The 24,698-nt window shown below is 68.8% G+C and carries 24 protein-coding genes; 4 read left to right on the forward strand and 20 right to left on the reverse strand.

Annotated elements, in window-relative coordinates; all coding sequences use genetic code 11:
• Nucleotides 1-15: 15 nt before the first annotated feature.
• The gene (locus AMD30_RS02550; RefSeq protein WP_197282735.1) at nucleotides 16-1,275 is read right to left on the reverse strand and encodes a DUF222 domain-containing protein; all 1,260 of its coding nucleotides are present in this window, start codon (nucleotides 1,273-1,275) and stop codon (nucleotides 16-18) included.
• A 191-nt stretch (nucleotides 1,276-1,466) separates the two neighbouring features.
• On the opposite strand from AMD30_RS02550, the gene AMD30_RS02555 reads away from it, so the two are divergent.
• Genes AMD30_RS02555 through AMD30_RS02565 form a run of 3 tightly spaced genes read left to right on the forward strand, consistent with a single transcriptional unit; the run spans nucleotide 1,467 to nucleotide 2,922 of the window.
• Complete coding sequence (locus AMD30_RS02555; protein WP_035716965.1) at nucleotides 1,467-1,811, forward strand: ArsR/SmtB family transcription factor; 345 nt, start codon at nucleotides 1,467-1,469, stop codon at nucleotides 1,809-1,811.
• Nucleotides 1,811-2,290 (forward strand): SRPBCC domain-containing protein, encoded by a 480-nt coding sequence (locus AMD30_RS02560; RefSeq protein ID WP_010840985.1) that lies wholly within the window; start codon nucleotides 1,811-1,813, stop codon nucleotides 2,288-2,290. Before AMD30_RS02555 ends, AMD30_RS02560 begins: the two co-directional genes overlap by 1 nt.
• Nucleotides 2,287-2,922, forward strand: a complete 636-nt coding sequence (locus AMD30_RS02565) for a dihydrofolate reductase family protein (RefSeq protein ID WP_055474631.1) — start codon at nucleotides 2,287-2,289, stop codon at nucleotides 2,920-2,922. The genes AMD30_RS02560 and AMD30_RS02565 overlap by 4 nt, the downstream gene beginning before the upstream one ends.
• Before the next feature lie 15 nt (nucleotides 2,923-2,937).
• On the opposite strand, the gene AMD30_RS02570 is transcribed toward AMD30_RS02565, so the two are convergent.
• The 18 genes from AMD30_RS02570 to AMD30_RS02655 all read right to left on the reverse strand — a co-directional run bounded on the left by AMD30_RS02570 (nucleotide 2,938) and on the right by AMD30_RS02655 (nucleotide 22,851).
• Nucleotides 2,938-4,311 carry an RsmB/NOP family class I SAM-dependent RNA methyltransferase gene (locus tag AMD30_RS02570; RefSeq protein ID WP_055474632.1) on the reverse strand — a complete coding sequence of 458 codons (1,374 nt, stop codon included), beginning with the start codon at nucleotides 4,309-4,311 and terminating at the stop codon, nucleotides 2,938-2,940.
• Nucleotides 4,308-5,267 (reverse strand): methionyl-tRNA formyltransferase, encoded by a 960-nt coding sequence (fmt, locus tag AMD30_RS02575; RefSeq protein ID WP_055474633.1) that lies wholly within the window; start codon nucleotides 5,265-5,267, stop codon nucleotides 4,308-4,310. The genes AMD30_RS02570 and fmt overlap by 4 nt, the downstream gene beginning before the upstream one ends.
• Nucleotides 5,268-7,232 carry a primosomal protein N' gene (locus tag AMD30_RS02580; RefSeq protein ID WP_014926648.1) on the reverse strand — a complete coding sequence of 655 codons (1,965 nt, stop codon included), beginning with the start codon at nucleotides 7,230-7,232 and terminating at the stop codon, nucleotides 5,268-5,270. It abuts the gene before it with no gap.
• A gap of 64 nt (nucleotides 7,233-7,296) precedes the next feature.
• A complete protein-coding gene (metK, locus tag AMD30_RS02585; protein WP_044507891.1) occupies nucleotides 7,297-8,505 on the reverse strand; it encodes a methionine adenosyltransferase in 1,209 nt (402 codons plus the stop codon).
• An 89-nt stretch (nucleotides 8,506-8,594) separates the two neighbouring features.
• The gene (gene coaBC, locus AMD30_RS02590) at nucleotides 8,595-9,866 is read right to left on the reverse strand and encodes a bifunctional phosphopantothenoylcysteine decarboxylase/phosphopantothenate--cysteine ligase CoaBC (RefSeq protein WP_055474634.1); all 1,272 of its coding nucleotides are present in this window, start codon (nucleotides 9,864-9,866) and stop codon (nucleotides 8,595-8,597) included.
• Nucleotides 9,867-9,881: 15 nt separating this feature from the next.
• The gene (rpoZ, locus tag AMD30_RS02595; protein ID WP_010840978.1) at nucleotides 9,882-10,181 is read right to left on the reverse strand and encodes a DNA-directed RNA polymerase subunit omega; all 300 of its coding nucleotides are present in this window, start codon (nucleotides 10,179-10,181) and stop codon (nucleotides 9,882-9,884) included.
• A gap of 41 nt (nucleotides 10,182-10,222) precedes the next feature.
• Complete coding sequence (gene gmk / locus AMD30_RS02600) at nucleotides 10,223-10,852, reverse strand: guanylate kinase (protein ID WP_014926645.1); 630 nt, start codon at nucleotides 10,850-10,852, stop codon at nucleotides 10,223-10,225.
• 40 nt (nucleotides 10,853-10,892) lie between these two features.
• Nucleotides 10,893-11,207: an integration host factor, actinobacterial type gene (gene mihF / locus AMD30_RS02605; RefSeq protein WP_004021989.1), complete on the reverse strand. Its 315-nt coding sequence runs from the start codon at nucleotides 11,205-11,207 to the stop codon at nucleotides 10,893-10,895.
• Between the two features lie 475 nt (nucleotides 11,208-11,682).
• Nucleotides 11,683-12,543 carry an orotidine-5'-phosphate decarboxylase gene (pyrF, locus tag AMD30_RS02610; protein WP_010840976.1) on the reverse strand — a complete coding sequence of 287 codons (861 nt, stop codon included), beginning with the start codon at nucleotides 12,541-12,543 and terminating at the stop codon, nucleotides 11,683-11,685.
• Complete coding sequence (gene carB, locus AMD30_RS02615) at nucleotides 12,540-15,875, reverse strand: carbamoyl-phosphate synthase large subunit (RefSeq protein WP_055474635.1); 3,336 nt, start codon at nucleotides 15,873-15,875, stop codon at nucleotides 12,540-12,542. Before carB ends, pyrF begins: the two co-directional genes overlap by 4 nt.
• Nucleotides 15,875-17,044 (reverse strand): glutamine-hydrolyzing carbamoyl-phosphate synthase small subunit, encoded by a 1,170-nt coding sequence (carA, locus tag AMD30_RS02620; protein WP_010840974.1) that lies wholly within the window; start codon nucleotides 17,042-17,044, stop codon nucleotides 15,875-15,877. Before carA ends, carB begins: the two co-directional genes overlap by 1 nt.
• Nucleotides 17,041-17,661 carry a PH-like domain-containing protein gene (locus AMD30_RS02625; protein ID WP_055474636.1) on the reverse strand — a complete coding sequence of 207 codons (621 nt, stop codon included), beginning with the start codon at nucleotides 17,659-17,661 and terminating at the stop codon, nucleotides 17,041-17,043. Before AMD30_RS02625 ends, carA begins: the two co-directional genes overlap by 4 nt.
• Nucleotides 17,658-18,983, reverse strand: a complete 1,326-nt coding sequence (locus AMD30_RS02630) for a dihydroorotase (protein ID WP_055474637.1) — start codon at nucleotides 18,981-18,983, stop codon at nucleotides 17,658-17,660. The genes AMD30_RS02625 and AMD30_RS02630 overlap by 4 nt, the downstream gene beginning before the upstream one ends.
• Before the next feature lie 31 nt (nucleotides 18,984-19,014).
• Entirely contained in the window at nucleotides 19,015-19,965 is a 951-nt protein-coding gene (locus AMD30_RS02635; protein WP_010840971.1) for an aspartate carbamoyltransferase catalytic subunit, read from the reverse strand.
• Nucleotides 19,965-20,549 carry a bifunctional pyr operon transcriptional regulator/uracil phosphoribosyltransferase PyrR gene (pyrR, locus tag AMD30_RS02640; RefSeq protein WP_010840970.1) on the reverse strand — a complete coding sequence of 195 codons (585 nt, stop codon included), beginning with the start codon at nucleotides 20,547-20,549 and terminating at the stop codon, nucleotides 19,965-19,967. Before pyrR ends, AMD30_RS02635 begins: the two co-directional genes overlap by 1 nt.
• Before the next feature lie 118 nt (nucleotides 20,550-20,667).
• Complete coding sequence (nusB, locus tag AMD30_RS02645) at nucleotides 20,668-21,153, reverse strand: transcription antitermination factor NusB (protein WP_055474638.1); 486 nt, start codon at nucleotides 21,151-21,153, stop codon at nucleotides 20,668-20,670.
• A 3-nt stretch (nucleotides 21,154-21,156) separates the two neighbouring features.
• The gene (gene efp / locus AMD30_RS02650) at nucleotides 21,157-21,720 is read right to left on the reverse strand and encodes an elongation factor P (RefSeq protein WP_010840968.1); all 564 of its coding nucleotides are present in this window, start codon (nucleotides 21,718-21,720) and stop codon (nucleotides 21,157-21,159) included.
• A 21-nt stretch (nucleotides 21,721-21,741) separates the two neighbouring features.
• Nucleotides 21,742-22,851, reverse strand: a complete 1,110-nt coding sequence (locus AMD30_RS02655) for a M24 family metallopeptidase (protein ID WP_055474718.1) — start codon at nucleotides 22,849-22,851, stop codon at nucleotides 21,742-21,744.
• 96 nt (nucleotides 22,852-22,947) lie between these two features.
• Here AMD30_RS02655 and AMD30_RS02660 point away from each other — a divergent pair, with 96 nt between their 5' ends.
• Complete coding sequence (locus tag AMD30_RS02660; RefSeq protein ID WP_010840966.1) at nucleotides 22,948-23,478, forward strand: B-4DMT family transporter; 531 nt, start codon at nucleotides 22,948-22,950, stop codon at nucleotides 23,476-23,478.
• Between the two features lie 40 nt (nucleotides 23,479-23,518).
• On the opposite strand, the gene aroB is transcribed toward AMD30_RS02660, so the two are convergent.
• Nucleotides 23,519-24,694, reverse strand: a complete 1,176-nt coding sequence (gene aroB, locus AMD30_RS02665) for a 3-dehydroquinate synthase (RefSeq protein ID WP_231632629.1) — start codon at nucleotides 24,692-24,694, stop codon at nucleotides 23,519-23,521.
• Between the last annotated feature and the right edge of the window lie 4 nt (nucleotides 24,695-24,698).

Raw genomic sequence — 24,698 nt, forward strand, 5'->3', positions numbered from 1 at the left:
GTCGGTCATCCACACTCAGGAGGCGGCCAGTATCTGGATCAGCCGAGTCTCGACACCACTCCGCGCTGCCGGCGTGTGTCCGATCGCAGGCGGAGGCACGCTCCGATGTCGGGCCTCGGTCGGGGTGATCACGTCGATCACGCGCACCCCGTCGACGACTCTGACGTCGTAGAACCACCCGGGAGCCTCCTTGGCGCGGTTGTGGGTCACGCACGTTCCGTCGGCGTTGACCGCGCTGGTCGGGCCGTTGCGACGGTGCGGTCTGGCGTGGTCGATCTCGGCGACCGGCGCACCGCAGTACGGGGTCCGGCATCGTTGATCACGCAGGCGGATGTAACCGGCGAGTGAAGGCGGGAAGACACGCGATCGCGATTCCATCGTCACCAGCGATCCATCCGACGGTCGCGCATACAGGCGGCGAAGTGTCGACGCTGTCTCGCCCCCAGGTGTCACCGAATCGGCAACCAGGTGCCGCGCGACGGTCGCCGGGATGGGTCCATACCCGGGGACGTCCGCAGCCGAGTCGTCGAAACCCAACAGAGATTGCTCGGACATAACAAGATTCAGCGCGATCGGCGTCGGCTCGGCAATCGAGCGACCGGTGACACGCTCCACGAGAGTGTCGGCCATGACTTCTGCATGCGAGCGGTCATCGGAACCGCACACGGCGTCAGCGTGCTTCTTGAGCGCGGCGTACACCGCGATCCCGTCTGTCATCGGCAGAAGCGCCGAGAACTGCGTCATCAGGTCGGGCGCAGGCCGGACGGTAACGTGACGGTCCTTCTCCGCCTTGGCCTTCCGAGCCACGACCGCTTCAGGTTCCAACCCATAGGCATGAGACTTGGCCAGCACCTCGATCTCACGATCGGACACGCCGACCACCGCCACGGGATCACCGCAGATCCGACGGTCGATCTCTTCACGCGATTCGCGTGTCAGGTATGCGGTCTCACGCACCAAGATCGTCGCCCGCCACTCCGTGAGGACTCCTGTGGTGAGTGCCGCCAGGGTATGCGGCATCTCGTGCGCCAGCGCACGGGCGAACCCGAGGCACTGGCTTCCCTTGCGCGGCGAAACCTTCCGCGCCAAACCCACTTCGGCGGCCAGTCCACGACCACGTCTGCGCTCTGGGATGTTCCGTGAGGCTTCATCCGCTGCACGCAGGTCGTCGAGGTTTGCCGTCTCACGCACCTGAGCCGCCGTGCACGCCGACTTGATCTCCTCGAGGAGAGTGAGTCGGCTTACCGATTCCGCTTCGTCGAGGCCAACCGGCATCACCGACATACCATCAACGATCGATCGCAGATGGTCGGTTCCCAAGGAGGACTTTGTGTCCGGCCTAGCCTCGTTCATACATTCGATAGTACCGAAGTATGCGCGTTTCAGGAGGCACTTTCCACAGCACATCCAAAGATATTTTCACTTAGCCATTGAGATCAGTGACGGGATCTGCAACACTTAGCCATATGGCACATAGTACGGCCCCTTTGGACGACATCTTCGGCGCGCTCTCCGACCCGACGCGCCGCGCCGTCGTCGAGCGGCTGGGGCACGGACCGGCGAGCGTCGGCGAACTCGCCCACCCCTTCCCCATCACTCTGCCGTCCTTCATGAAACACCTACGCGTACTGGAGGACAGCGGGCTGGTTCTGACCAAGAAGGTGGGCCGCACGCGTATGTGCACGCTCGACCGACGCCGTCTACGTCGGTTGTCCACCTGGCTGGACCATCAGCGGACCGTCTGGACCGAACGCACCGACCGACTCGAACACTTCGTCACCGACACCGACACCGACACCGAGGAGACATGATGATCGACCCCGAACTGGACCTCACCCTGCACCGGGTGATCCGCGCTCCGCGACAACGTATCTGGGACGCGTGGACTCAACCCGATCAGTTTGCCAAGTGGTGGACTCCGGCCCCCACGGTCACCCGTGTCGACCGCCTCGAGCCCGCGCCCGGCGGTGCGCTCGTGACCCGGATGAGCGAGGACGGAACCACTTTCGTCCCGCACATGGATGCCGTCTTCCTCGTTGCGGACGTGCGCGAGCGTCTGGTGTTCACCAATGCCGTCGACAGTTCGTGGCGTCCCGCCGAACCAGCACCCGTCGCCATGACCGCAGAGATCACGTTCGCCGAGCATGCGGACGGAACCGAGTACAACGTCGTGGTGCGCCATCGCAGTCCGTCTGACCGTGACCGCCACGACGAACTCGGCTTCTACGACGGCTGGGGTTCGGTCACCGCCGCACTTGCCGAGCTCGTGGAACGCGAAGTCTCACAGTGAAGATCACCATCACGCAGTTCATCACACTCGACGGGGTCACCCAGGGTCCCGGTGCCACCGACGAGGACACCTCGAACGGATTCCTCGCGGGCGGTTGGCTGGTGCCTCACATGGACGAGCAGTTCATCCGCCAGGCGTCGCGGTGGCTCGATCTCGCCGACGGGCTACTTCTCGGACGGCGCACCTATGAGGCGTTCGCCCGCGACTGGCCCGCGATCACCGATCCCGACGACCCGTTCATGGTGCGGATGAACGGACTGCCGAAGTATGTGGTGAGCCGCTCACTCACCGAGACTGATCTGGCATGGCAGCCGGCGACACTGCTGGTCGACGACCCGATCGGCGCGATACGGGACCTGCGCACAGACTCCGACCGTGAGCTGCAGGTCCACGGAAGCGCGACGCTGGCGTCGTCGCTTCTCGAGGCGGGTGTCGTGGACACCCTGCGCCTCGTGGTTGCGCCCACCCTGTTGGGCTCCGGGCGAACGCTGTTCGGCCGCAACAGGGTCGGGACCGGCTTCCGACTGGCCGAACACCACGCCACGACCGGAGATCTGATGATTCTCGAGTACGAGGCGGTGGGACCGCCGGCGGTCGCGGACTACGCAGGAGCGAGCGCCGTGACCCGATAGACCGCGAGCTGGCGGCTAGTCCCGCGTCAACGCCGCCAGGAACATGGCGTCGGTGCCGTGGACATGCGGCCAGAGCTGTACGTGGGGGCCCTCGCCCAACAGATCCGGGCCCAGCTTGCCGACCGTCACGAGCGGGCGGGCATCGAGCTGGCGCGCGCCGTCGACCGACGCCACCACGTCGGCCACCACCGCGGTGGTCTCGGCCGGGTGCGGCGAACAGGTCGAATAGACCACGACGCCACCGGGTTTCACCAACCGTAGGGCCTCGGTCAGCAACTGCTTCTGCAGAACGACGAGTTCGTCGACGTCGGAAGCGGTCCGGCGCCAGCGGGATTCGGGTCGTCGGCGCAGCGAGCCAAGCCCCGAACACGGGGCGTCGAGCAGAATCCGGTCGTAACCGGTGTCGAGTCCGCTCGACCGTGCGTCGGCGACATGGATGGTCACGGGCAGATCGGACACGACCTTGCGGATCAGCCCGGCTCGATGCTCGGACACCTCGACCGCGTCGAGCCGGGCACCGTCGATCTCGGCGAGCGAACCGATGAGTGCGGCCTTCCCGCCGGGGCCGGCGCACATGTCGAGCCATCGCCCGCCGTCATCGACGACCTCGGCCACGGTCACCGCACGTGCGACGAGCTGACTGCCTTCGTCCTGCACGCCCGCGTACCCCTCGCGGATCGCCGCGACGTCACCGGGATCACCACCCGGGAGATACACGCAGTACGGGGAGAAGTCGCCGACCTCACCGTCGCTCGTGAGGGCGAGTTCTTCGGCGGTGATGAATCCGGGGCGGGCCACCAGATGCACCGGCGGTCGCTCGTCATCGGCGGCCAGCGCCGCCTGCAGTTGTCCCGCCGAGCCGCCGAGCGCATCACGGAACACCTCCGCGATCCATCTCGGATGCGCGTACTGGAAGGCGAGGTAACCGATGAGATCGTCCGCGGGTGACGGGGCGAGCTCGTCCACCCACAGGTCCTCGTCCTTCTGCGACACCTTGCGCAGCACCGCATTCACGAAGCCCGACGGCCCCATCCCGTTTTCCGCGCGCACCAGATCCACCGACGTCGACACCGCCGCGTGCGCGCCGACCCTCGTCCGCAACAACTGATAGGTGCCGAGGCGCAGGACGTCGAGGACAGTGCCGTCGATGTCGGCGACGGGCCGTTGGGCCGCGGCGGAGATCACTGCGTCCAGCAACCCCTGCGCCCGCGCGGCGCCGTAGGCCAGTTCGGTGGCGAAGGCGGCGTCGCGGCCTTCGATTTTCCTGTCCCGCAGCATCTTCGGGAGGACGAGATTGGCGTAGGCATCACGTTCACGCACCGCGCGCAGGGTGTCGCGGGCAGCCACACGCGCGGGATCGAGATCCTTCTGCCGGAACTTGCCGCTCATCGCAGGACCGTCCCGTCGGTCAGCCGTGCACCGCGCGCCCAGTCGGCGGCGGGCATGGGTTTCTTACCCGGCGGCTGCACGGTGCCGAGAGTGACCGGCTGCGAACCGGTTCCGACGAAGACCGCCTTCTTGGTGACCGCGAGCACACCGGGCGCGAGCGCACCGTCCCGCACCGCATCGGGCAGACCGGGATCCTCGGTCGACGCGACGACCGACACCGGCCCGACCTTGATCCGAGCCTCGTCGAGACTCGTCCACGGCCCGGGCGCGGGGGTGTATGCGCGGATCAGGCGATCGATGATGTGCGCCGGCAGATCCCACCGGACCCGCGCGTCGTCGACCTCGACCTTCGGCGCATGGCTCACCCCGGTCGTCGGCTGCGGTTCGGGGGCGAGTTCGCCGGCCTCCAGACCGTCGAGGGTGGACAGCAAGAGTCCCGAACCGGCGTCGGCCAGGCGTGCCAGTAGGTCACCGCTGGTGTCGGTGGGTCGGATGGTCTCGGTCAGCACGCCGAAGACCGGGCCGGTGTCGAGGCCTTTCTCGAGCCGGAACGTGCTGGCTCCCGTCACCTCGTCGCCGGCCGCGATCGCGGCCTGAACCGGGGCCGCACCGCGCCAGGCGGGCAGCACCGAGAAATGCAGATTGATCCAGCCGTGCTGCGGGAGGTCGAGCAACCCGGGTGGCACGAGCCCGCCGTAGGCCACGACGGCCCCGCAGTCGGGCGCCCAGCGCCGGAGAACATCATCGACCTCCGGTTCCGACAACCGCTGCGGGGTGATCACCTCGAGCGAATGCTCGTCGGCGAGCCGGCCGACGGGAGACCGCATCACCTTGCGACCGCGGCCGGACACGGCATCGGGGCGGGTGATGACCCCGACCACCTCATGCGACGAGGCGATGAGGGCCTGCAACGACGGCACGGCCACCTCGGGGGTCCCGGCGAAAACGATGCGCATTCATCCGATCGTAGGCGGGTCGATCTGCACCCGGATCGGCCCGGTCTGCCGATGCGTGTTGCGCCGGACCTGACCGGCGACAAGGGCCTCGGCCAGCAGGCGTCCGTGCTTGCGCGGCAACCGCACCAGGATGCGATCCATCTCGTCGTCCGGAGCGGCCTCCCACTCGGCGCTGCCGGCCGGCGGGCGCACCCCCGGCGGCAACGGAACGGGCCCGAGGACGTCGGCGTCGGTCGGCAACTCCAGGTGCTCGACGAAGTCGGTGATCACCCCGGTCGGTCCGTCGACCGATGCCATCGTCACGGCGGGCGGGAACCCGAGCTCCACTCGTTGCCGAAGCTGGATGGAGGCGAAACCCACCGGGTCCCAACGGATCAGCGCCTGCACGGGTGCGAGTGAGGAATCGGCGACGATCACCACGCGACCGCCGTCACCGTGCGGCGTGACCATGGCGGCCAACGCCATCCAGCGGCGGACCGCATGCTCCTCGGCACGCAGATCGGCACGGTCGAGTTGCGCCCACGTGTCGACGACGATCGCCGCGCCGTACCCGCCCGGCGCGACCGGCTCGGCGCCCGGTGTCGCGACCACGAGCCGTGCACCGGGTTCGATCTCGTCGAGGATGGTGTCGCCTCCGCTGGTCAGCACCGGCACACCGGCGAAAGCGCGCCCCAGCTCCTCGGCGGTCCGGCGCGCACCGGTGACCGTGGCGCGCACCGAGGTGTTGCCGCACTCCGGACAGCGGAAGGAGCGCTCGGGGCGCCCGCACCATCGACAGCTCAGCCGTTGGTCGGAGTCGAGCTGCAATGGACCGTGACAGGCGCGACAGCGCGCGTGTTCGCGGCAGCGCGTGCACGCCAGCGACGGCACATAGCCGCGCCGCGGCACGCTGAACACCACCGGACGATCGGCGGCGAACGCCGACCGCGCCGCGTCGAACGCGACTTCGGGGATGCGTGCGGACCTCGCCATGGGGTCGCGGGCGATCTGGCGGTCGTCGTCGGAGATGGCCTGGACCCGTGGGCTGCGGGTGCGGACGGTCGCGCGGTCGGCGACGAGATCGTGTGCCCAGCCCGACGCCACCAGCGCCTGTGCCTCGGCGGTCCGGGCGAAACCGCCGAGCAGGAGACCACACCGTTCGTGATGGGAACGCAGCACCGCCACCTCGCGGGGATGCGGATAAGGCGCCCGCGGGTCCGACATGCTGTCGTCACCGTCATCCCAGACGACGACGAGCCCGAGATCGGCGACCGGCGCGAACACCGCGCTGCGCGTACCGATCACCAGTTGCGCCGCGCCACGACGCACGGCCAGCCATCGCCGGTAGCGAGCGGTGGGTCCGAGTCCGGCGGACAGCGCGACACCGCGGTCGCCGATCAACGGCTCGACCTCGGCCCACACGCGGTCGAGATCTCGCTGATCGGGGACGGTGAGGATGCACCCCCGTCCGGCGGCGAGGGTTGCTGCGGCGAGTTCGGCGAGACGCCGTGGCCAGTCCTCCCCCGGCAGGGCCTGCCAGACGGCACGAGGATGACCGTCGACGAGGTTCTCGACGTAGGAATCGGCGAGCGGGTACCGGTGCCAGTCGGTGAGTTCGGGGGTCTCGACGACGGCGGTCGGTTCCGGTGTCGTCTCCTTCTCGGTGCGCGCGTGCCGCGGCGGTATCGCCAGGCGCACGACATCGCCCATGGTGCCCGCGTACCGGTCGGCCACCGCGCGACACAGCGTGGCCAGCTGCGGGGTCAGGACCGGTTCGGCGGACACGACACGGTCGAGCCAGCCCAGCTTGCCGGGATGATCGCTCTTGTCGATCCGCTCGAGGAGGTATCCGTCGACGAGACGGCCGGAGAATCGCACACGGACGCGCACGCCGGGCTGCGCGGCCTCGTCCTGGTCGACGTCGATGAGATAGTCGAAGGGTCGATCGAGGTGCGCGAGTCCCAGAACAGGCAGAACACGGGCCACCGGCAGCTCAGCCGCCGGGACCCGTGCTCCTTTGGGTGTCAGTGAGAGTACTTCCGCAGAGGGTCTACAGACCCGCGGCGGCCCGCAGCTTCTCCGCGCGGTCGGTCCGCTCCCACGGCAGGTCGACGTCGGTGCGGCCGAAGTGGCCGTACGCCGCGGTGGGTGCGTAGATCGGGCGCAGCAGGTCCAGGTCGCGGATGATCGCGAGCGGACGCAGGTCGAAATTCTCCGCGATGACGCGCTCGATGACCGCGGGGTCGACCTTCTCCGTGCCGAAGGTCTCGACGAACAGGCCGACCGGGGCGGCTTTGCCGATCGCGTAGGCGACCTGCACCTCGATGCGGCTGGCCAGGCCTGCGGCCACCGCATTCTTGGCGACCCAGCGCATCGCATAGGCCGCGCTGCGGTCGACCTTCGACGGATCCTTGCCGGAGAACGCGCCGCCGCCGTGACGGGCCATGCCACCGTAGGTGTCGACGATGATCTTGCGGCCGGTCAGACCCGCGTCACCCATCGGGCCGCCGAGGACGAACTTGCCCGTCGGGTTGACCAGCAGGCGGTAGTCGGTGGTGTCGAGGCTGGGCAGGTCGATCTCGGCGAGCACCGCGTCGACGACGTGCTTCTTGATGTCCGGGGCCAGGAGGTTGTCGAGGTCGATGTCGGCGGCGTGCTGGGTGGAGAGCACGACGGTGTCGAGGCGGACCGGGGTGTCACCGTCGTATTCGATGGTGACCTGGGTCTTGCCGTCGGGGCGCAGGTACGGCAGGGTGCCGTTCTTGCGGACCTCGGTCAGGCGGCGCGACAGGCGATGCGCCAGGGCGATCGGCACCGGCATGAGTTCGGGGGTCTCGTCGGTGGCGTAGCCGAACATCAGGCCCTGGTCACCGGCACCCTGGCTGTCGATCTCATCCTCGGAGATGCCGCTGCGGCTCTCGTGCGAGTTGAAGACGCCGCCCGCGATGTCCGGGGACTGCGCGCCGATGGCGACGTTCACGCCGCACGACGCGCCGTCGAAACCCTTGGTCGACGAGTCGTAACCGATCTCCAGGACCTTGTCGCGCACGATCTTCGGGATGTCGGCGTAGGCGGTGGTGGTGACCTCGCCGGCGACGTGCACCTGTCCCGTGGTCACGAGGGTCTCGACCGCGACACGCGCCTTCGGATCGTCGGTGAGGATGGCGTCGAGAATCGAGTCGCTGATCGCGTCACAGATCTTGTCGGGGTGTCCCTCGGTAACGGATTCGCTCGTGAACAGGCGTGACGAGGTGGTCATCAGATCCTCTCGAGATCTACGCGCGTCGATGGTCGCCGCGCCGCTGGCAGTGTCGGCCAGGTGCGACTGGCCGGGGGAATACATCCAACCTAATCGGTCGGTCGAGCTCCTCGACCATCAGGCACCAGTTGGCGCACTTCGTCAAGTATCCGACTCGACATGAGTGTTTTCGACCCGAAGGGCAGTGCGGTCTCGTCGCCGTTGGCGGCGAGCAACCAGCCGGTGTTGTCCTCGGTTCCGAAGGCCTTGCCATCGCCGACGGCGTTGACGACGAGCAGGTCACAGCCCTTGCGGGCGAGCTTCGCGCGACCGTGGTCGAGGACGCCGCCGGACTCGTCGCCGGTCTCGGCGGCGAAACCGACGATCACGGTGTCGCGCGGGATCCGGCCATCGTCGCGGGCGGTGACGAGGCCGCGCAGGATGTCGGGGTTGGTCGTCAGCCGGATCGGCGCAGGGCCCTCGTCGCCCTTCTTGATCTTGGACTCGGCGACGGCGACCGGGCGGAAGTCCGCGACCGCGGCAGCCATGATCACGACGTCGGCGTCTGCCGCGCGCTTGGTCATCTCGTCGGCGAGTTGTTCGGCGGTCGAGATCCGCACGATGGAGACACCGGCCGGGTCACCCGCGCCGGACGTCGATCCCGCGACCACGGTGACACTCGCCCCGCGCTGCGCCGCGGCCCGGGCCAGCGCGAAACCCTGCTTGCCCGAACTGTGATTGCCGAGATAGCGGACCGGGTCGAGCGGCTCCCGGGTACCGCCGGCACTGATGAGCACGCGGACACCGTCGAGGTCGTACGGCAGGGCGTCGACGCGGTCGAGGAGCAGCTCACCCAGAAGAGCGATCTCCTGAGGGTCAGGAAGACGGCCGCGACCGGAATCCGTTCCTGTCAGGCGTCCCGACGCGGGGGTCATCACCACCGAGCCGTGGGCCCGGAGCGTCGCCACATTGGCCTGCGTCGCGGGGTGCTCCCACATCTCCGTGTGCATCGCCGGGACGAACAGCACCGGACATCGCACGGTCAGCAGCGACGCGGTCAGCAGATCGTCGGCGCGACCCTGGGCGGCGCGGGCCATGAGGTCGGCGGTGGCGGGGGCGATGACCACGAGGTCGGCGCCCTGCCCGAGACGGACGTGGGCGACCTCGTCGACATCGTCGAACACGGTCGTGGAGACGGGATTGCCGCTCAGCGCCTCGAAGGTCGCCTTACCGACGAACTCCAGCGCGGCCGGGGTGGGCACGACGCGGACGTCGTGGCCGGCCTCGGTGAAGTGCCGGATGACCGAACAGACCTTGTAGGCCGCGATCCCGCCGCCGACGCCGATCAGGACGCGGCGTCGGGTTCCGATCGCAGTGCTCATCAACGGCGCCGGAGACTATTCGCCCTCGGTGTGCTCGAGAAGGTCGGAGTGGATCTCGCGCATCGCGATCGACAGCGGCTTCTCCTGGAGGCCGGGCTCGACCAGCGGGCCGACGTACTCGAGGATCCCGTCGCCGAGCTGGTTGTAGTAGTCGTTGATCTGGCGCGCGCGCTTGGCCGCGTAGATGACGAGCGCGTACTTCGACGACGCGCGGTCGAGCAGATCGTCGATCGGCGGATTCGTGATGCCCAGCGGCGTGTCGTACGCCGGTGCGTCGCTGATCTCGGAGATGTCGAAATTGGTCGGGGTGCTCACACGAACTCCTGCGTCGAGGTCTGGGTGTCGGAAAAGGCCGGTCAGGTCGCGGATGCGGCCGGCTGTTCGGGTCCGACCAGCAAGGATACCAACTGATCGGCGGCCCGGTCGACTTCGCTGTTCACGATGACGTGATCGAACTCGTCCTGGGCGGCCATCTCGGTCCGAGCGGTGGCGAGTCGGCGCTCGATCGCCTCGGGCGTCTCGGTGGCCCGGCCGGTCAGGCGGGACACGAGTTCGTCCCAGCTGGGTGGTGCGAGGAAGACGGTGACCGCCTCGGGGAGTCGGGCCACCACATTGCGCGCGCCGACCAGGTCGACCTCGACCAGAACCGGCTTACCGGCTTCCAGTGCGGCCAGGACCGGCGCGATCGGGGTGCCCGAGCGCTGCAGCCCGCCGTGGATCTCGGCCCACTCCAGGAGCTCGTCGGCGGCGATCATCCGGTCGAACTCGCCGGCCGAGACGAAGTGGTAGTCGCGGCCGTCGACTTCGCCGGGCCGCGGGTCGCGCGTCGTCGCCGACACGCTGAAGTAGACGTCGGGCACCGCGGCGCAGACCTTCGCGACCACGGTGGACTTGCCGACGGCCGAGGGGCCGACCAAAACGATCAGTCGACCCCTCGTGCGTCCGGTTCCCTCGTGGTTCGGGCGGTTGTTCACCGTCCGGTCCACGGGTTCGTCTCGCTGCCGTATTCGGTTCGGTTGCTCACGCTCAGGAGCTGAACTTCTCGAGCAGAGCCTTGCGCTGACGGTCGCCGAGACCGCGCAGGCGGCGGGTCGGGGCGATCTCGAGCTCGGTCATGATCTCCTGTGCCTTGACCTTGCCGACCTTGGGCAGGGCCTCGAGCAGGGCCGAGACCTTCATCTTGCCCAGGATCTCGTCGTTCTCGGCATCTTTGAGCACCTGCTGGAGATCGGTGCCACCGCGCTTGAGGCGCTCCTTGAGCTCCGCGCGGACACGACGAGCGGCAGCTGCCTTCTCCAACGCAGCGGCGCGCTGCTCATCGGTCAACTGGGGAAGGGCCACGGGGTTCCTCCGTCTTTCGTTCTCGAGTGGGACTGCATCGTTCGCCCTGGGGCGTCCGAGGCGCTGTTGCCGTGCGACCGCGGCTGGATCGCCATCGCCGGCCTGTCAGCCGGGTCTGCACCCGGCCGACGCCATCAAATGTTGGCGGCGAATGCGACCGTACCGACGTGAGCAGGCATTTGCGAGTGCGACCCCCCGTTTTCGCGGCGTTTTCTCATGTTGTAGGGCAGTCGGTGCGTTCACGGGAGCACAGCACCGATTCACTGTTCCCGTCGTCGTCCTGACTACGCGTTTTCCGGTGTTCTCGCAGGTCAGCAGGTCGGCTGGAGAGGGCTGGGTCGATAGCACGACGAAAGACCTGCATTGTGAACATGCACCAGGTGATACGCGTGTGACGCCAGAGGTGTGACGGAATCCGTGCGAAATCGGCGACGCTCCGCGCGTGTCGCAGGCCGACCGATCCTCGACCGGACCGTCAGCCCAGTGCGGCCTCGACCTCGTCGCGGGTGCGGACGAACGCGTCCCGCAGCGCGGTCGCGTCCGGCCCGGCGCGGAGCACACCACGGGAGCTGGCGGGCAGCAGCCATGCGGGGTCGGCCCCGTCGAACACGACCGGCAGGTCCGCGGGAGTGGCCCCCTGCGCGCCCAGGCCGGGGGCCAGGATCGGGCCCCGGAGGTCCGCGAGATCCAGACCGTGCTCACGCGTGGCCCCGACGACCAGACCGACCGTGGCCGTGCCGTCGGCGTTCTCGGCCGCGGCGGCGTCGACGATCGACTGCGCGACCGTCCGTTCGCCCGCCCGGGCCCGCTGGATGTCGGCGCCCTCAGGATTCGACGTCCGCGCCAGCACGAAGACCCCCCGCTCCCCCTGGCGTGCGAGATCGAGGGCCGGGCGCAGGGCTTCGTACCCAAGATAGGGAGAGGCGGTCACCGAATCGGCACACAGCGGCGACGACTCGGACAGCCAGGCCTGCGCGTACGCGGCCATCGTCGATCCGATGTCCCCGCGTTTGGCGTCGGCGATGACGAGCGCCCCGGCCTCTCGGCAGGCGGCGACGACGCGTTCGAGGACGGCGAAACCAGCCGCCCCGAACGGCTCGAAGAACGCCACCTGGGGCTTGACGACGGCCGCCACCGGGGCCAGCGCCTCGACGCAGAGATCGGCGAACGCCGACAGCCCGTCGACGTCCACCGACAGACCCCACTCGTCGAGCAGCGCCGCGTGTGGATCGATCCCCGCGCACAGACGCCCGCGTTCGGCGACCGCACGGGCGTAACGGCCCCCGAAACCGGGGCCGCCCGAACCTAAGTCGCCGATACCGGACGTGTCCGTCACGACCGCCCGGCCAGGTCGGCGTGGCGATTCTGCAGCGAACGCACGCCGATGTCACCGGTCATCGCGGCCTCGATGCCCTGCACGGCGGCCGAGGCACCCTGCACCGTGGTGATACACGGGATGTTCACCGACACCGCGGCGCTGCGGATCTCGTAGCCGTCGACACGCGGGCCCGAGTTTCCGTACGGGGTGTTGATGACCATGGTCACCTCGCCGGCACGGATGATGTCGACGATGGTGCGCTGCCCCTCGGCGGCCTCGAAGTGCTTGCGCACCGTCTCGCACTTGATCCCGTTGCGGCGCAGCACGTCCGCGGTGCCCTCGGTGGCCAGGATCTCGAATCCCAGGTCGGCGAGGTGTTTGACCGGGAAGATCAGCGCCCGCTTGTCCTTGTTGGCCACCGACACGAAGATCTTGCCGCTGGTGGGCAGCGATCCGTAGGCGGCGGTCTGCGACTTGGCGAACGCGCGCCCGAAGTCCGCGTCGATGCCCATGACCTCACCGGTCGACTTCATCTCCGGGCTCAGCAGGTTGTCGACCCCGCTGCCGTCGTGACGCCGGAACCGGTTGAACGGGAGGACCGCCTCCTTCACCGAGATCGGGGCCGTCGCCGGGGCCTCTCCGCCGTCGCCGGTTGCGGGCAGGATGCCCTGCTCCCGCAGGTCGGCGATGGACGCACCGAGCATGACGCGCGCGCACGCCTTGGCCAGCGGCACGGCGGTCGCCTTGGAGACGAACGGGACCGTCCGGCTCGCGCGGGGGTTGGCCTCGAGCACGTACAGGACGTCGTCCTTGAGCGCGTACTGGACGTTGAGGAGTCCCTTCACGCCGATCCCCTTGGCCAGGGCCTCGGTCGAGGTCCGCACCATCTCGAGGTCCGCGCGTCCGAGGGTCACCGGCGGCAGCGCACACGCCGAGTCACCGGAGTGGATACCGGCCTCCTCGATGTGCTCCATCACGCCGCCGATGTAGACCTCGTCACCGTCGCACAGGGCGTCGACGTCGATCTCGATCGCGTCCTCGAGGAACCGGTCGACCAGCACCGGGTGGTCCGGGGTCAGCTCGGTCGCGCGAGAGATGTAGTCCTCCAGCGACTTCTCGTCGTAGACGATCTCCATGCCGCGACCACCGAGGACATACGACGGCCGGACGAGCACCGGGTAGCCGATCCGGGCGGCGGTATCCCGGGCCTCGTCGAAGCTCGTCGCGGTGCCGAACGCCGGAGCCGGTAGACCGGCCGCGGTCAGCACCCTTCCGAACTCACCACGGTCCTCGGCGAGGTCGATGGCGGCCGGGCTGGTGCCGACGATCGGCACGCCGGCCTCCTCGAGACGGTGCGCGAGGCCGAGGGGGGTCTGGCCGCCGAGCTGCACGATCACACCTTCGACGGTGCCCGACTGCGATTCGGCGTGGTAGACCTCGAGCACGTCCTCGAAGGTCAGCGGCTCGAAGTAGAGGCGATCGGCGGTGTCGTAGTCCGTGGACACCGTTTCCGGGTTGCAGTTGACCATGACGGTCTCGTATCCGGCGTCCGACAGCGTGAGCGCGGCGTGCACACAGGAGTAGTCGAACTCGATGCCCTGCCCGATGCGGTTGGGGCCCGACCCGAGGATCAGCACCTTGGGCCGGTCGGTCTGCGGGGCGATCTCGCTGGTCGCCCCGGGATCGAGCTCGTAGCTCGAGTAGTGATACGGCGTCTTCGCCTCGAACTCGGCGGCGCAGGTGTCCACGGTCTTGTAGACGGGACGCACGCCCAGCTCGATCCGCCGTGCGCGAATGGCCGCCTCATCGGCGAAATCCGTTCGCAGAGCGGCGATCTGACGGTCGGAGAAGCCGGTGGACTTGGCTTCGCGCAGCAACGCCTCGTCCAGTGTGTCGGCGTCGCGGATCTCCGCACCGAGCGCGGCGATCCCGCCGATCTCGGCGAGGAACCACGGATCGATCGCGGTGGCCTCGTAGAGGTCCTCGATCGTCGCGCCGGCCTCGAAGGCGAGCATCAGCTTGTACAGCCGCCCGTCCCGGGGCGTCTTGACGTCCTCGAGCAGCGCGGGCAGGTCGACGGTCGCCGGGTCGGGACGGTTGGGCTCGGCCCAGAAACCGCCCGCCTTGGTCTCCAGCGACCGCATGACCTTGCCCAGGGCCTCGGCGAAGCTCCGGCCGAGGCTCATCGCCTCGCCGACCGACTTCATCGTCGTGGTGAGGGTGTCGTCGGCGCCCGGGAACTTCTCGAACGCGAACCGGGGCGCCTTGACCACGACGTAGTCGAGGGTGGGCTCGAAGCAGGCCGGAGTCTCCTTGGTGATGTCGTTGACGATCTCGTCGAGGCTGTAGCCGATCGCGAGTTTCGCGGCGATCTTGGCGATCGGGAAGCCGGTGGCCTTCGACGCCAGTGCCGACGACCGCGACACCCGCGGGTTCATCTCGATGACGACGAGGCGACCGTCGCGCGGGTCCTGCGCGAACTGGATGTTGCAGCCGCCGGTGTCGACGCCGACCTCGCGGAGGATGTCGATCGAGAGGTCCCGCATGATCTGGTACTCGCGGTCGGTGAGCGTCATCGCCGGGGCGACCGTCACCGAGTCGCCGGTGTGGACGCCGACCGGGTCCAGGTTCTCGATCGAGCAGACGACGACCACGTTGTCGCGGTTGTCGCGCATGAGCTCGAGTTCGTATTCCTTCCACCCGAGGATCGATTCCTCTATGAGGACGTTCGCGGTGGGCGAGGCGGCGAGGCCACCACCGGCGATCCGGTCGAGGTCCTTGTCGTCGTAGGCCATACCCGAGCCGAGGCCGCCCATGGTGAACGACGGGCGCACGACGACCGGGAAACCGAGATCGGCGACGGTGTCGCGGACCTCGTCCATCGTGTGGCACACGCGCGACCGCGCGCTCTCGCCGCCGACCTTCTCGACGATGTCCTTGAACATCTGCCGGTCCTCGCCGCGCTGGATGGCGTCGAAGTCGGCACCGATCAGCTCGATGCCGTACTTCTCCAGCGAGCCGCGATCATGCAGGGCGACCGCGGTGTTCAGCGCCGTCTGACCGCCGAGGGTCGCGAGGACGGCGTCGATGGGATGTCCCGCGTCGCGCTCGGCCTCGATCACCTTCTCCACGTACTCGGCCGTGATCGGCTCGATGTAGGTGGCGTCGGCGAACTCCGGATCGGTCATGATCGTGGCCGGGTTGGAGTTCACCAGGCTGACCCGCAGGCCCTCGGCCTTGAGCACCCGACACGCCTGGGTGCCGGAGTAGTCGAATTCGCAGGCCTGGCCGATGACGATCGGTCCGGAGCCGATGACCAGGACGTGGTTGATGTCTTCGCGGCGCGGCATCAGGCACTCGCTCCTTGCTCACGGTCGCCCTCGAGCAGGGTGACGAACTTGTCGAACAGGTACGCGGCGTCGTGGGGTCCGGCGGCCGCCTCCGGGTGGTACTGCACGGAGTAGGCGCGGCCGGAGAGCAACTCGACGCCCTCCACCGTGCCGTCGTTGGCGCAGACGTGGCTGACGCGCGCGCGGCCGAAGTCGGAGTCGAACTCCTCCCCCGCCTCGCCCTCGAGCGCGAAGCCGTGGTTCTGCGAGGTGATCGACACCTTGCCGGTGGCGTGGTCGACGACCGGGATGTTGATGCCCCGGTGCCCGAACTTCATCTTGTACGTCGAGCGGCCGAGTGCGCGGCCCAGGATCTGGTTGCCGAAGCAGATGCCGAACAGCGGGATGTCCCGGCCGAGAACCCCGCGGGTGAGTTCGACGATGTCGTCGGCGGTGGCCGGGTCGCCGGGACCGTTGGAGAGGAACACCCCGTCCGGCTTGAGGTCGGCGATGGCGTCGAGCGCGACGGTCGCCGGCAGCACGTGGGTGCGGACGCCGCGTTCGGCGAACATGCGCGGTGTGTTGGTCTTGATCCCCAGATCGATCGCGGCCACCGTGAAACGGTGCTGGTCGAGGGGTTCGACGACGTAGCCGCTGTCGGTGGTCACCTCGTCGGCCAGCCGGGCGCCCTTCATGTCCGGCTGGTTGCGCACGCGGGAGACGAGTTCGTCGGTGTCGGCGAGCGCCGGGCCGGAGAAGATCCCGGCCTTCATCGACCCGTGGTCGCGGAGGATGCGTACCACGGTGCGGGTGTCGATGCCGCCGATCCCGACGATGCCCTGGCGGTCCAGTTCCTCCTCGAGGGAGGTCGTCGCGCGCCAGTTGGAGACGCGTCGGGTGGGGTTGCGCACGGCGTACCCCGCCACCCAGATCTTGCCCGAGTCACCGTCGACGCCGGTGCTCCCGGCGCTGCCCGTGCTCTCGCCGTCCTCGGTGTTCCAGCCGGTGTTGCCGATCTGCGGCGCGGTGGCCACCACGATCTGCCGGTGGTAGCTCGGATCGGTCAGGGTTTCCTGATAGCCGGTCATCGCGGTGCAGAACACCGCCTCGCCAAGGGTCTCGCCGACTGCGCCGTAGCTCCGGCCGGTGAACACCTGGCCGTTCTCCAGCACCAAGACCGCTGTGTTCATTCCTGTGCCCCTTGTCCACTGTCATGCGTCCCGGCGAAGGCGTTCACCCAGCCGGGGTAGATCGTTTTGTCGTCGGCGCGCAGCCCGGAGTCGATCTCGGTGCCGCTGGGCAGGACCCAGCGGATGGCGAGGACCCCGTCGGCGGTCATCACCTTGCCGGCGATACCGCGCTCCGTCCGGACCGCGGTGATCGACTCGCGCGGGATCCAGATGTCGCTCGCGCCCTGACGTGCGATGAGGATGCCCGTCTCGAATTCGGTCAGCACCGACGACGCGCGGTCACCGATGTCACCCACGGTCACCCGGTTCTGCCAGCTCGGCGCCATGGTGCTGCCGAGGTAGAGGCCGGTGTCTGGACCTCTGAGCACGGCGCCCGGGTCCGCGGGTATCACCGGGAGTGCACCGATCGCGTCCGCCTGCGCCGCGGTCTTCTTCTGATTCCCGGTGGCCAGCAGGTAGAACACCGAGACCACGCCGATGGCGAGCAAGGCGACGACGCCGATGAACCACGCGTTGAACACGATTTTGCCGTATCCGAGCACCGAGGCGATCACCGAGGCGATCACCAGCACCGCGAGGATCGCCGGCACCACCCCACGCCTGGAGATCGCGGTCATCGGGTCACCTCACCGTCGCGGGCGGTCACGACGCCGCGCAGCACGGTCGCGGTGATCGTGGCGGGCATGGTCATGGCCTCGAACGGGGTGTTGGCCGACAGGCTCGCCAGGTCGGGACCGTGCACCACCCAGGACGTCTCGGGATCGACGACGGTCAGGTTCGCCGGCTCGCCGACCTCGATCGGACGGCCCTGATCGGTGAGTTCGACGATCTGCGCGGGCCGCTCGCTCATGACGCGCGCGACGCCGCGCCAGTCGAGGAGGCCGGGCTTCACGAGGGTCTGGACGATGATGGGCAGCGCGGTCTGCAGGCCGAGCATCCCGGGCTTGGCCTGGGCGAACTCGCAGCACTTCTCCTGCGCGGCATGCGGGGCGTGGTCGGTGGCCACACAGTCGACGATCCCCTCGGCCAGCGCCTGCCGCAACGCCGTCTTGTCGCGGACCTCGCGCAGCGGCGGATTGACCTTGTTCACCGGGTCGTAGGTGTGGAGAACCGAGTCGTCGAGCAACAGGTGGTGTGGCGTCACCTCGGCGGTGATCGCGATCCCCTGGTCCTTGGCCCAGCGCAACAGTTCGACGGTGCCCTCGGTGGAGGCGTGGCAGATGTGGATCCGGGCGCCGGCGTCGCGCGCGAGGAGGGCGTCGCGGATGACGATGGACTCCTCGGCGGCGCGGGGCCAGCCCGCCAGGCCCAGGCGTGAGGCCGTCGGCCCCTCGTTGGCGACGGCACCGACGGTCAGCCGCGGCTCCTCGGCGTGCTGGGCGATGAGGACGCCGAGACCGGTCGCGTACTCCAGCGCGCGACGCATCAGGAGCGGGTCGTCGACGCACTTGCCGTCGTCGCTGAACATCCGGACGCCGGCGGCACCGGCGGCCATCATGCCCATCTCGGCGAGTTGCTTGCCGGCGAGACCGACGGTGACCGCGCCGACCGGGTACACGTCGACGAGTCCGACCTCGCGCCCGGACCGCCACACGTTGTCGGTGACGGTCGAGTTGTCGGCAACCGGACTGGTGTTGGCCATCGCGAAGACCGCGGTGTAACCGCCCAGCGCCGCGGCCGCCGAGCCCGAGCGGATCGTCTCGGTGTCCTCACGACCCGGTTCACGCAGGTGAGTGTGGAGGTCGACGAAACCGGGCAGCAGCACGCCACCCCTGCCGTCGATCGTCTCGGTGCCCTCGGGAGCGGTGACCGCCGAGCCCATCTCGCTGATGACGCCGTCGACGACGAGGACATCGATCGGGTCTCCCTCGCCATACGGGCGGACGGCACTGATGACGACGGACCCGGTCTGCGGTACGGATCCGGTGGAGGCGCTCACTGTCCAACTCCTGCAATGGTGTCGAGGGGGGTCATAGGTGGGCTCCCGCGGAATCCGAACCGACGAGCAGGCGGAAGAGAACCGCCATCCGGACGTGCACACCGTTGCGGACCTGTTCGAGAACGGTGGCCTTGGGCGAATCGGCCACCGAGTAGCCGATCTCCATGCCGCGCAGCATCGGCCCGGGATGCAGGACCACCGCGTCGTCGTGCAGCAGTCCCAGGCGGCGGTCGTTCAGCCCGAATCGGACCGAGTACTCGCGGGCACTCGGGAAGAACCCGCCGTTCATGCGTTCGGCCTGGACCCGGAGCATCATCACCGCGTCGACGGCGGGGAGTTCGGCGTCGAGGCTCCCCGAGACGCTCACCGGCCACTCGTCGACGCCGACCGGCAACAGCGTCGGGGGCGCCACCAGGACGACCTCGGCGCCGAGCGTCGACAGCAGATGGGCGTTCGACCGCGCGACACGGGAATGGATGATGTCGCCCACGATCGCGATGCGCCTGCCCTCGAGCGACCCGAGGCGCTGGCGGAGCGTCAGCGCGTCGAGCAGCGCCTGGGTGGGATGCTCGTGTGTCCCGTCACCGGCGTTGATCACCGCGGGGCCGTCGCCGTCCGGCGTCGTCGTCCAGTCGGCGATCTGGGCCGGCGCACCCGAGGCCGGGTGCCGGACGATCAGCGCGTCGGCGCCGGCCGCGTGCAGGGTCTTGGCCGTGTCGCGCAACGATTCCCCTTTGCCCGCAGAGGAACTCGAGGCACTGACGTTGATGACGTCGGCGCTCATCCACTTGCCCGCGACCTCGAAGGAGACCCTGGTGCGGGTGGAGTTCTCGTAGAACACGGTCATCACCGTGCGCCCGCGCAGCGTCGGCAGCTTACGAACCTCGCGCCCGGTGAGGGCCTGTTCGAAACGTTCGGCGTCGTCGAGGAGGGCGGTGGCGTCGTCGCGGCTGAGGTCTTGGGTCGACAGCAGGTGCCGCATCACGAATCACTTTCTGCTGCAGCCGAACTCGATGCCGACCCGAGGACGACCTCGTCGATGCCGTCGTGCTCGACGAGGTGCACCGAGACCTGCTCGTCGCGGGCGGTCGGGATGTTCTTGCCGACATAGTCTGCGCGCAACGGGAGTTCGCGATGGCCGCGGTCGACGAGGACCGCGAGTTGAACGGCCGCGGGACGACCGAGATCACGCAGCGCGTCGAGCGCCGCGCGCACCGTCCGCCCGGAGTAGAGGACGTCGTCGACGAGGATCACGATCGCGTTGTCGACGCCGCCGGCCGGCACCATCGTCCGCTCGAGCGGACGGTGCGGCTTACCGCGCAGATCGTCGCGGTACAGCGTGATGTCGAGGTAACCCACCGGTACGTCGACGCCCGCGAACTCACCGATCTTGCCACCCAGCCGGGTGGCGAGAGATGTTCCGCGAGTGGGGATTCCGATGAGAACGACGCGGGGTGCGTCGGGCGAGTCCAGAGCAGTCTTCTCGATGACCTGGTGTGCGACACGGGCAATCGTGCGCGACACGTCAGCGGCATCGAGCAGCACCCTGGGAGCGGGGCTGGCCACAGCCGACCTCCTTCTCCGCCTCTCGGGACGGATCGTTAAAGGATGTCTGTCTCGCGACACTCTACACCGGGCGGCGACGCGGACGAATTCCCGCGACCTACGCCACACCCGGTGCGGATCAGTTCGGCTCCGGCCGTCCGGGTGCGGCACCACCGGGCTCGGCGGACGCGGCCGCGCGGACCTGCGGAGCGAGTTCGGCGATCTTGGCCAGCACCCCGTTGACGAAGGCCGGCGAGTCATCGGTGGACAGTTCCTTGGCGAGCTCCACCGCCTCGTCGACGACCACGATCGTGTCGACGTCGAGAGAGTTGAAGAGCTCCCAGGTCGCCAGGCGCATGATCGCGCGGTCGACCGCCGGGAGTCGTTCGAGGGTCCAGTCCCGCAGGTACGAGGAGATGACCGCGTCGACCTGCGCCTGATCGTCGGCGAGGCCCTGGATCACGGTCGCGGTGTAGTCGTGGATCGAGCCGACGCTCTCGTCGGATCGCACGTACTCGCGGCGTTCGGCGACGAGCTGCGCGGGACTGACCTCCTTGGCCTCGGCCTCGAAGAGCAAGTCCACCGCGCGGCGCCGCGCCTTGTGTCGGGTTCCGGGTTGTTTCACAGGTCAGGAGTTGACGCGGCCGAGATAGCTGCCGTCGCGCGAGTCGACCTTGAGCTTGTCACCGGTGTTGATGAACAGCGGCACCTGGATCTCGGCGCCGGTCTCGAGGGTGGCCGGCTTGGTGCCGCCGGTCGAGCGGTCGCCCTGGAGTCCGGGATCGGTCTGGGCGACGATCAGCTCGACGGTGACCGGGAGCTCGACGAACAGCGGGTTGCCCTCGTTCAACGACACCTGCACGGTCATGTTCTCCAGCAGGAAGCGCGCACCGTCGCCGACAGTGGCCGGCGGCAGTGAGAACTGCTCGTAGTCCTGCGAGTCCATGAACACGTAGTCGGTGCCGTCGTTGTAGAGGAAGGTCATGTCACGACGGTCGACGGTGGCGGTCTCGACCTTGACGCCGGCGTTGAAGGTCTTGTCGACGGTCTTGCCGCTCAGCACGTTCTTGATCTTGGTACGCACGAACGCAGGCCCCTTGCCCGGCTTGACGTGCTGGAACTCCATGATCTGCCAGAGCTGGTCGTCCATGCGCAGCACGAGGCCGTTCTTGAAGTCGGCGGTGGATGCCATGTGGTATTCGTTCCCTTGCAGTCAGATGACGGTGAATGTCTTGTCGGTGGCGGTCAGCAGGTCGGGGTCGCCGTCGGTGACCACCAGAGTGTCCTCGATCCGGACCCCGCCCCATCCGGGCAGATAGACACCGGGCTCCACGGTGACCGCAGCACCGCATGGCAGTGTACCCGCCGCGAGTTTGCCGATTCCCGGCGCTTCGTGGATCTGCAACCCCACCCCGTGGCCGAGACCGTGCACGTAGTGCTCGCCGTGTCCGGCGTCGTCGATCACGTCCCGGGCCGCCGCGTCGACCGCCCGGAGGTCGGCGCCGGGCGTCAGCGCCGCCCGGCCCGCGGTCTGCGCGGTCGCGACGAGCTCGTAGAGGTCTCGCTGCCACGACGCGGCGCGCCTCAGGACGAAGGTCCGCGTCATGTCCGAGTGATACCCGCCGACGACCGAACCGAAGTCGATCTTGACGAGATCGCCGTCGGCGAGGGCGGTGTGGGTGGGCCGGTGGTGAGGGATCGCCGAGTGCGCGCCGGCCGCCACGATCGTCTCGAAGGCGATGCCGTCGGCCCCGAGCCGGTACATCTCCCACTCGAGGGCACGCGCGACCTGACGTTCGGTCGTCCCGGCCCGCAGCACGCCGTCGGCGACGATCTGCGCCAGGGCGGCGTCGTCGATCGCGCACGCCGCCCGCAGCAGTTCGATCTCCCCCGGGTCCTTGACCGCGCGCAGGTTCTGCACGATCCCGGACATGCCGACCAGCTCGACCCCGGAGTCCCCGACGGCCGTGGACAGCGCCCGATGCCCGGCCACCGTCTCGGTGTCGGACTCGAAGCCGACGCGACCCGCCCCGGCGGTCCGTGCGTGGTCGACGAGCGCACGGACCACCGCGCGTTCGATGATCGGTTCGACGTCGGGCACCTGTTCGGCGACCTGGGTGAGGTAGCGGCCGTCGGTGGCGATCCGATCGCCCGCGGGATCGTCGACGTCGATCAGCACAGCGGCATTCGAGCCGGTGAAACCGGTCAGATAGCGGACGTTGACGAGGTCGGAGACGACGAGGAACGAGACCGGGTCGGCTGCGGATCGCAGCTCGGTACGCAACCGGTCGCGGCGGCCACCGGTGTCATGGATGATCGGCACCCCCGCCACGCTACGGCGGGCGTCCGAACCGCGCGAACCCGACCACTTCGACCAGGTGTGTCCGCTGTCACGCGACCCGTGCGTAAGATGACGCGCATGTCTTCGTGGTTGGTGCGCGGTCTGACGATGACCGCAGTTCACGTCCTCGCCCGCGTGTTGCTCGGGTTCGCAGTGGTCCAGGCGCCGCTGAACTCGACCGTCTGGCGCACCATCGCGATCGCCGCCGTCGTCCTCATCGCCCTGGTGTGGGGTGGCTACGACGGTATCCGCGACGCCCGCGCGAACCCGGATCCCGACGACTACGAGGACCTCACCGTGCGCTGGCTGCAGGCCGGCGTCCTGGCGGGTGTCCTCGCCGGGCTGATCTCCTGGATCCTCGGCACGGTCGTCCTCGCCGGCATCGGGCAGGCCAGCCTGTTCGTCGAACTCATCGCCGGTGCGTCGTTCACCGCACTGCTCGTCTTCGTCCCGGCCTTCGTCGGCGCGGCGATCGGCCGGTTCCTCGTCCGGCGCGACCAGAACAAGAACGCCGCCGACGACGACTGGTCGGTCCACGAGGACGATTCACCCCGCCACGAGGACGGCACCCCCACCGACGCGGACGCGCCGACCCAGCGCATCCGCTGAGGCGGCACCGGTCGTGACCGCCGGCTGACGGCACCGGGTCCTAGAGCAGTACCGAGGTGCTCTTCGACGCCGGTCCGCCGGCCACCGCGGAGTAGGCGGCCGCGATCAGCCCGGGGTCCGGCCCTTCGAGTCGGCCGGGCTTGGCCAGCCCGTCCAGGACCACGAAGCGCAACACACCCGAGCGGTTCTTCTTGTCCCCCGCCATGCCCTGCAGGAGATCGGCGAACGCATCCGGGTCATAGGTCGTGGGGAGCCCCACGAGATCAAGGATCGCCTTGTGCCGATCCGCCGTGGCGTCGTCGAGGCGCCCCGCCAGGCGGGAGAGCTCGGCGGCGAACACGAGCCCCACCGACACCGCCGCGCCATGACGCCAGCGGTAGCGCTCACGGCGCTCGATCGCATGTCCCAGGGTGTGGCCGTAGTTGAGGATCTCGCGCAGCGACGACTCCTTGAGGTCGGCCGAGACCACGTCCGCCTTGACCTGGACCGAGCGGCGGATGAGCTCTGGCAGCACCCCCGACGTCGGGTCGAGGGCGGCCTCGGGATCGGCCTCGATGATGTCGAGGATCGTGGGATCGGCGATGAAGCCGGTCTTGATGACCTCCGCGAGCCCGGCGACGATCTCGTTCCGCGGGACGGTCTCCAGGGTGCCGATGTCGATCAGCACGGCGTCGGGCTCGTGGAACGACCCGACGAGGTTCTTGCCCGCCTCGGTGTTGATGCCGGTCTTGCCGCCGACGGCGGCGTCGACCATCGCCAGCAGCGTGGTCGGGATGTGGATGACCCCGACGCCACGCATCCAGGTGGCCGCGACGAACCCGGCGAGATCGGTGGCGGCTCCGCCGCCGAGGCTGATCACCTTGTCGTTGCGCTTGAGGCCGATCCGGCCGAACACCTCCCAGCAGAAGGACGCGACGGAGAGGTCCTTGCCATCCTCGGCGTCCGGGATCTCGATCCGATGGGCGTCGAACCCCTTCTCCGCCAAGAACTCTCGAACCTGCTCGGCTGTCTTGGCCAGCGGCGGCTGATACAGGATCGCGATGCGGTCGGCACCCTGTGCAGCTGCGGCCACCTCGCCGAGGAGTCCCCGGCCGATGATCACGTCGTAGGGCGCGCCGGCGTTGACGCGGATGGCCACCGGTTCGGTCCCTGCGGGTTCGTTCCCGGCCTGGTCGTTCCCGGGCTGTTCGTTCCCCGGCTGTGCGTTCACTGACATTCTC

It is taken from the genome of Gordonia sp. HS-NH1 (assembly GCF_001418765.1).
In the GTDB taxonomy this organism is placed as follows: domain Bacteria; phylum Actinomycetota; class Actinomycetes; order Mycobacteriales; family Mycobacteriaceae; genus Gordonia.

Excerpts from the sequence above, each read along its gene's own strand:
- AMD30_RS02550 (WP_197282735.1), bottom strand. The coding sequence starts at position 1,275 with ATGCCGGTTGGCCTCGACGAAGCGGAATCGGTAAGCCGACTCACTCTC.
- AMD30_RS02555 (WP_035716965.1), top strand. The coding sequence starts at position 1,467 with ATGGCACATAGTACGGCCCCTTTGGACGACATCTTCGGCGCGCTCTCC.
- AMD30_RS02560 (WP_010840985.1), top strand. The coding sequence starts at position 1,811 with ATGATCGACCCCGAACTGGACCTCACCCTGCACCGGGTGATCCGCGCT.
- AMD30_RS02570 (WP_055474632.1), bottom strand. The coding sequence starts at position 4,311 with ATGAGCGGCAAGTTCCGGCAGAAGGATCTCGATCCCGCGCGTGTGGCT.
- fmt (WP_055474633.1), bottom strand. The coding sequence starts at position 5,267 with ATGCGCATCGTTTTCGCCGGGACCCCCGAGGTGGCCGTGCCGTCGTTG.
- metK (WP_044507891.1), bottom strand. The coding sequence starts at position 8,505 with ATGACCACCTCGTCACGCCTGTTCACGAGCGAATCCGTTACCGAGGGA.
- coaBC (WP_055474634.1), bottom strand. The coding sequence starts at position 9,866 with ATGAGCACTGCGATCGGAACCCGACGCCGCGTCCTGATCGGCGTCGGC.
- carB (WP_055474635.1), bottom strand. The coding sequence starts at position 15,875 with ATGCCGCGCCGCGAAGACATCAACCACGTCCTGGTCATCGGCTCCGGA.
- carA (WP_010840974.1), bottom strand. The coding sequence starts at position 17,044 with ATGAACACAGCGGTCTTGGTGCTGGAGAACGGCCAGGTGTTCACCGGC.
- AMD30_RS02625 (WP_055474636.1), bottom strand. The coding sequence starts at position 17,661 with ATGACCGCGATCTCCAGGCGTGGGGTGGTGCCGGCGATCCTCGCGGTG.
- AMD30_RS02635 (WP_010840971.1), bottom strand. The coding sequence starts at position 19,965 with ATGCGGCACCTGCTGTCGACCCAAGACCTCAGCCGCGACGACGCCACC.
- efp (WP_010840968.1), bottom strand. The coding sequence starts at position 21,720 with ATGGCATCCACCGCCGACTTCAAGAACGGCCTCGTGCTGCGCATGGAC.
- AMD30_RS02660 (WP_010840966.1), top strand. The coding sequence starts at position 22,948 with ATGTCTTCGTGGTTGGTGCGCGGTCTGACGATGACCGCAGTTCACGTC.
- aroB (WP_231632629.1), bottom strand. The coding sequence starts at position 24,694 with ATGTCAGTGAACGCACAGCCGGGGAACGAACAGCCCGGGAACGACCAG.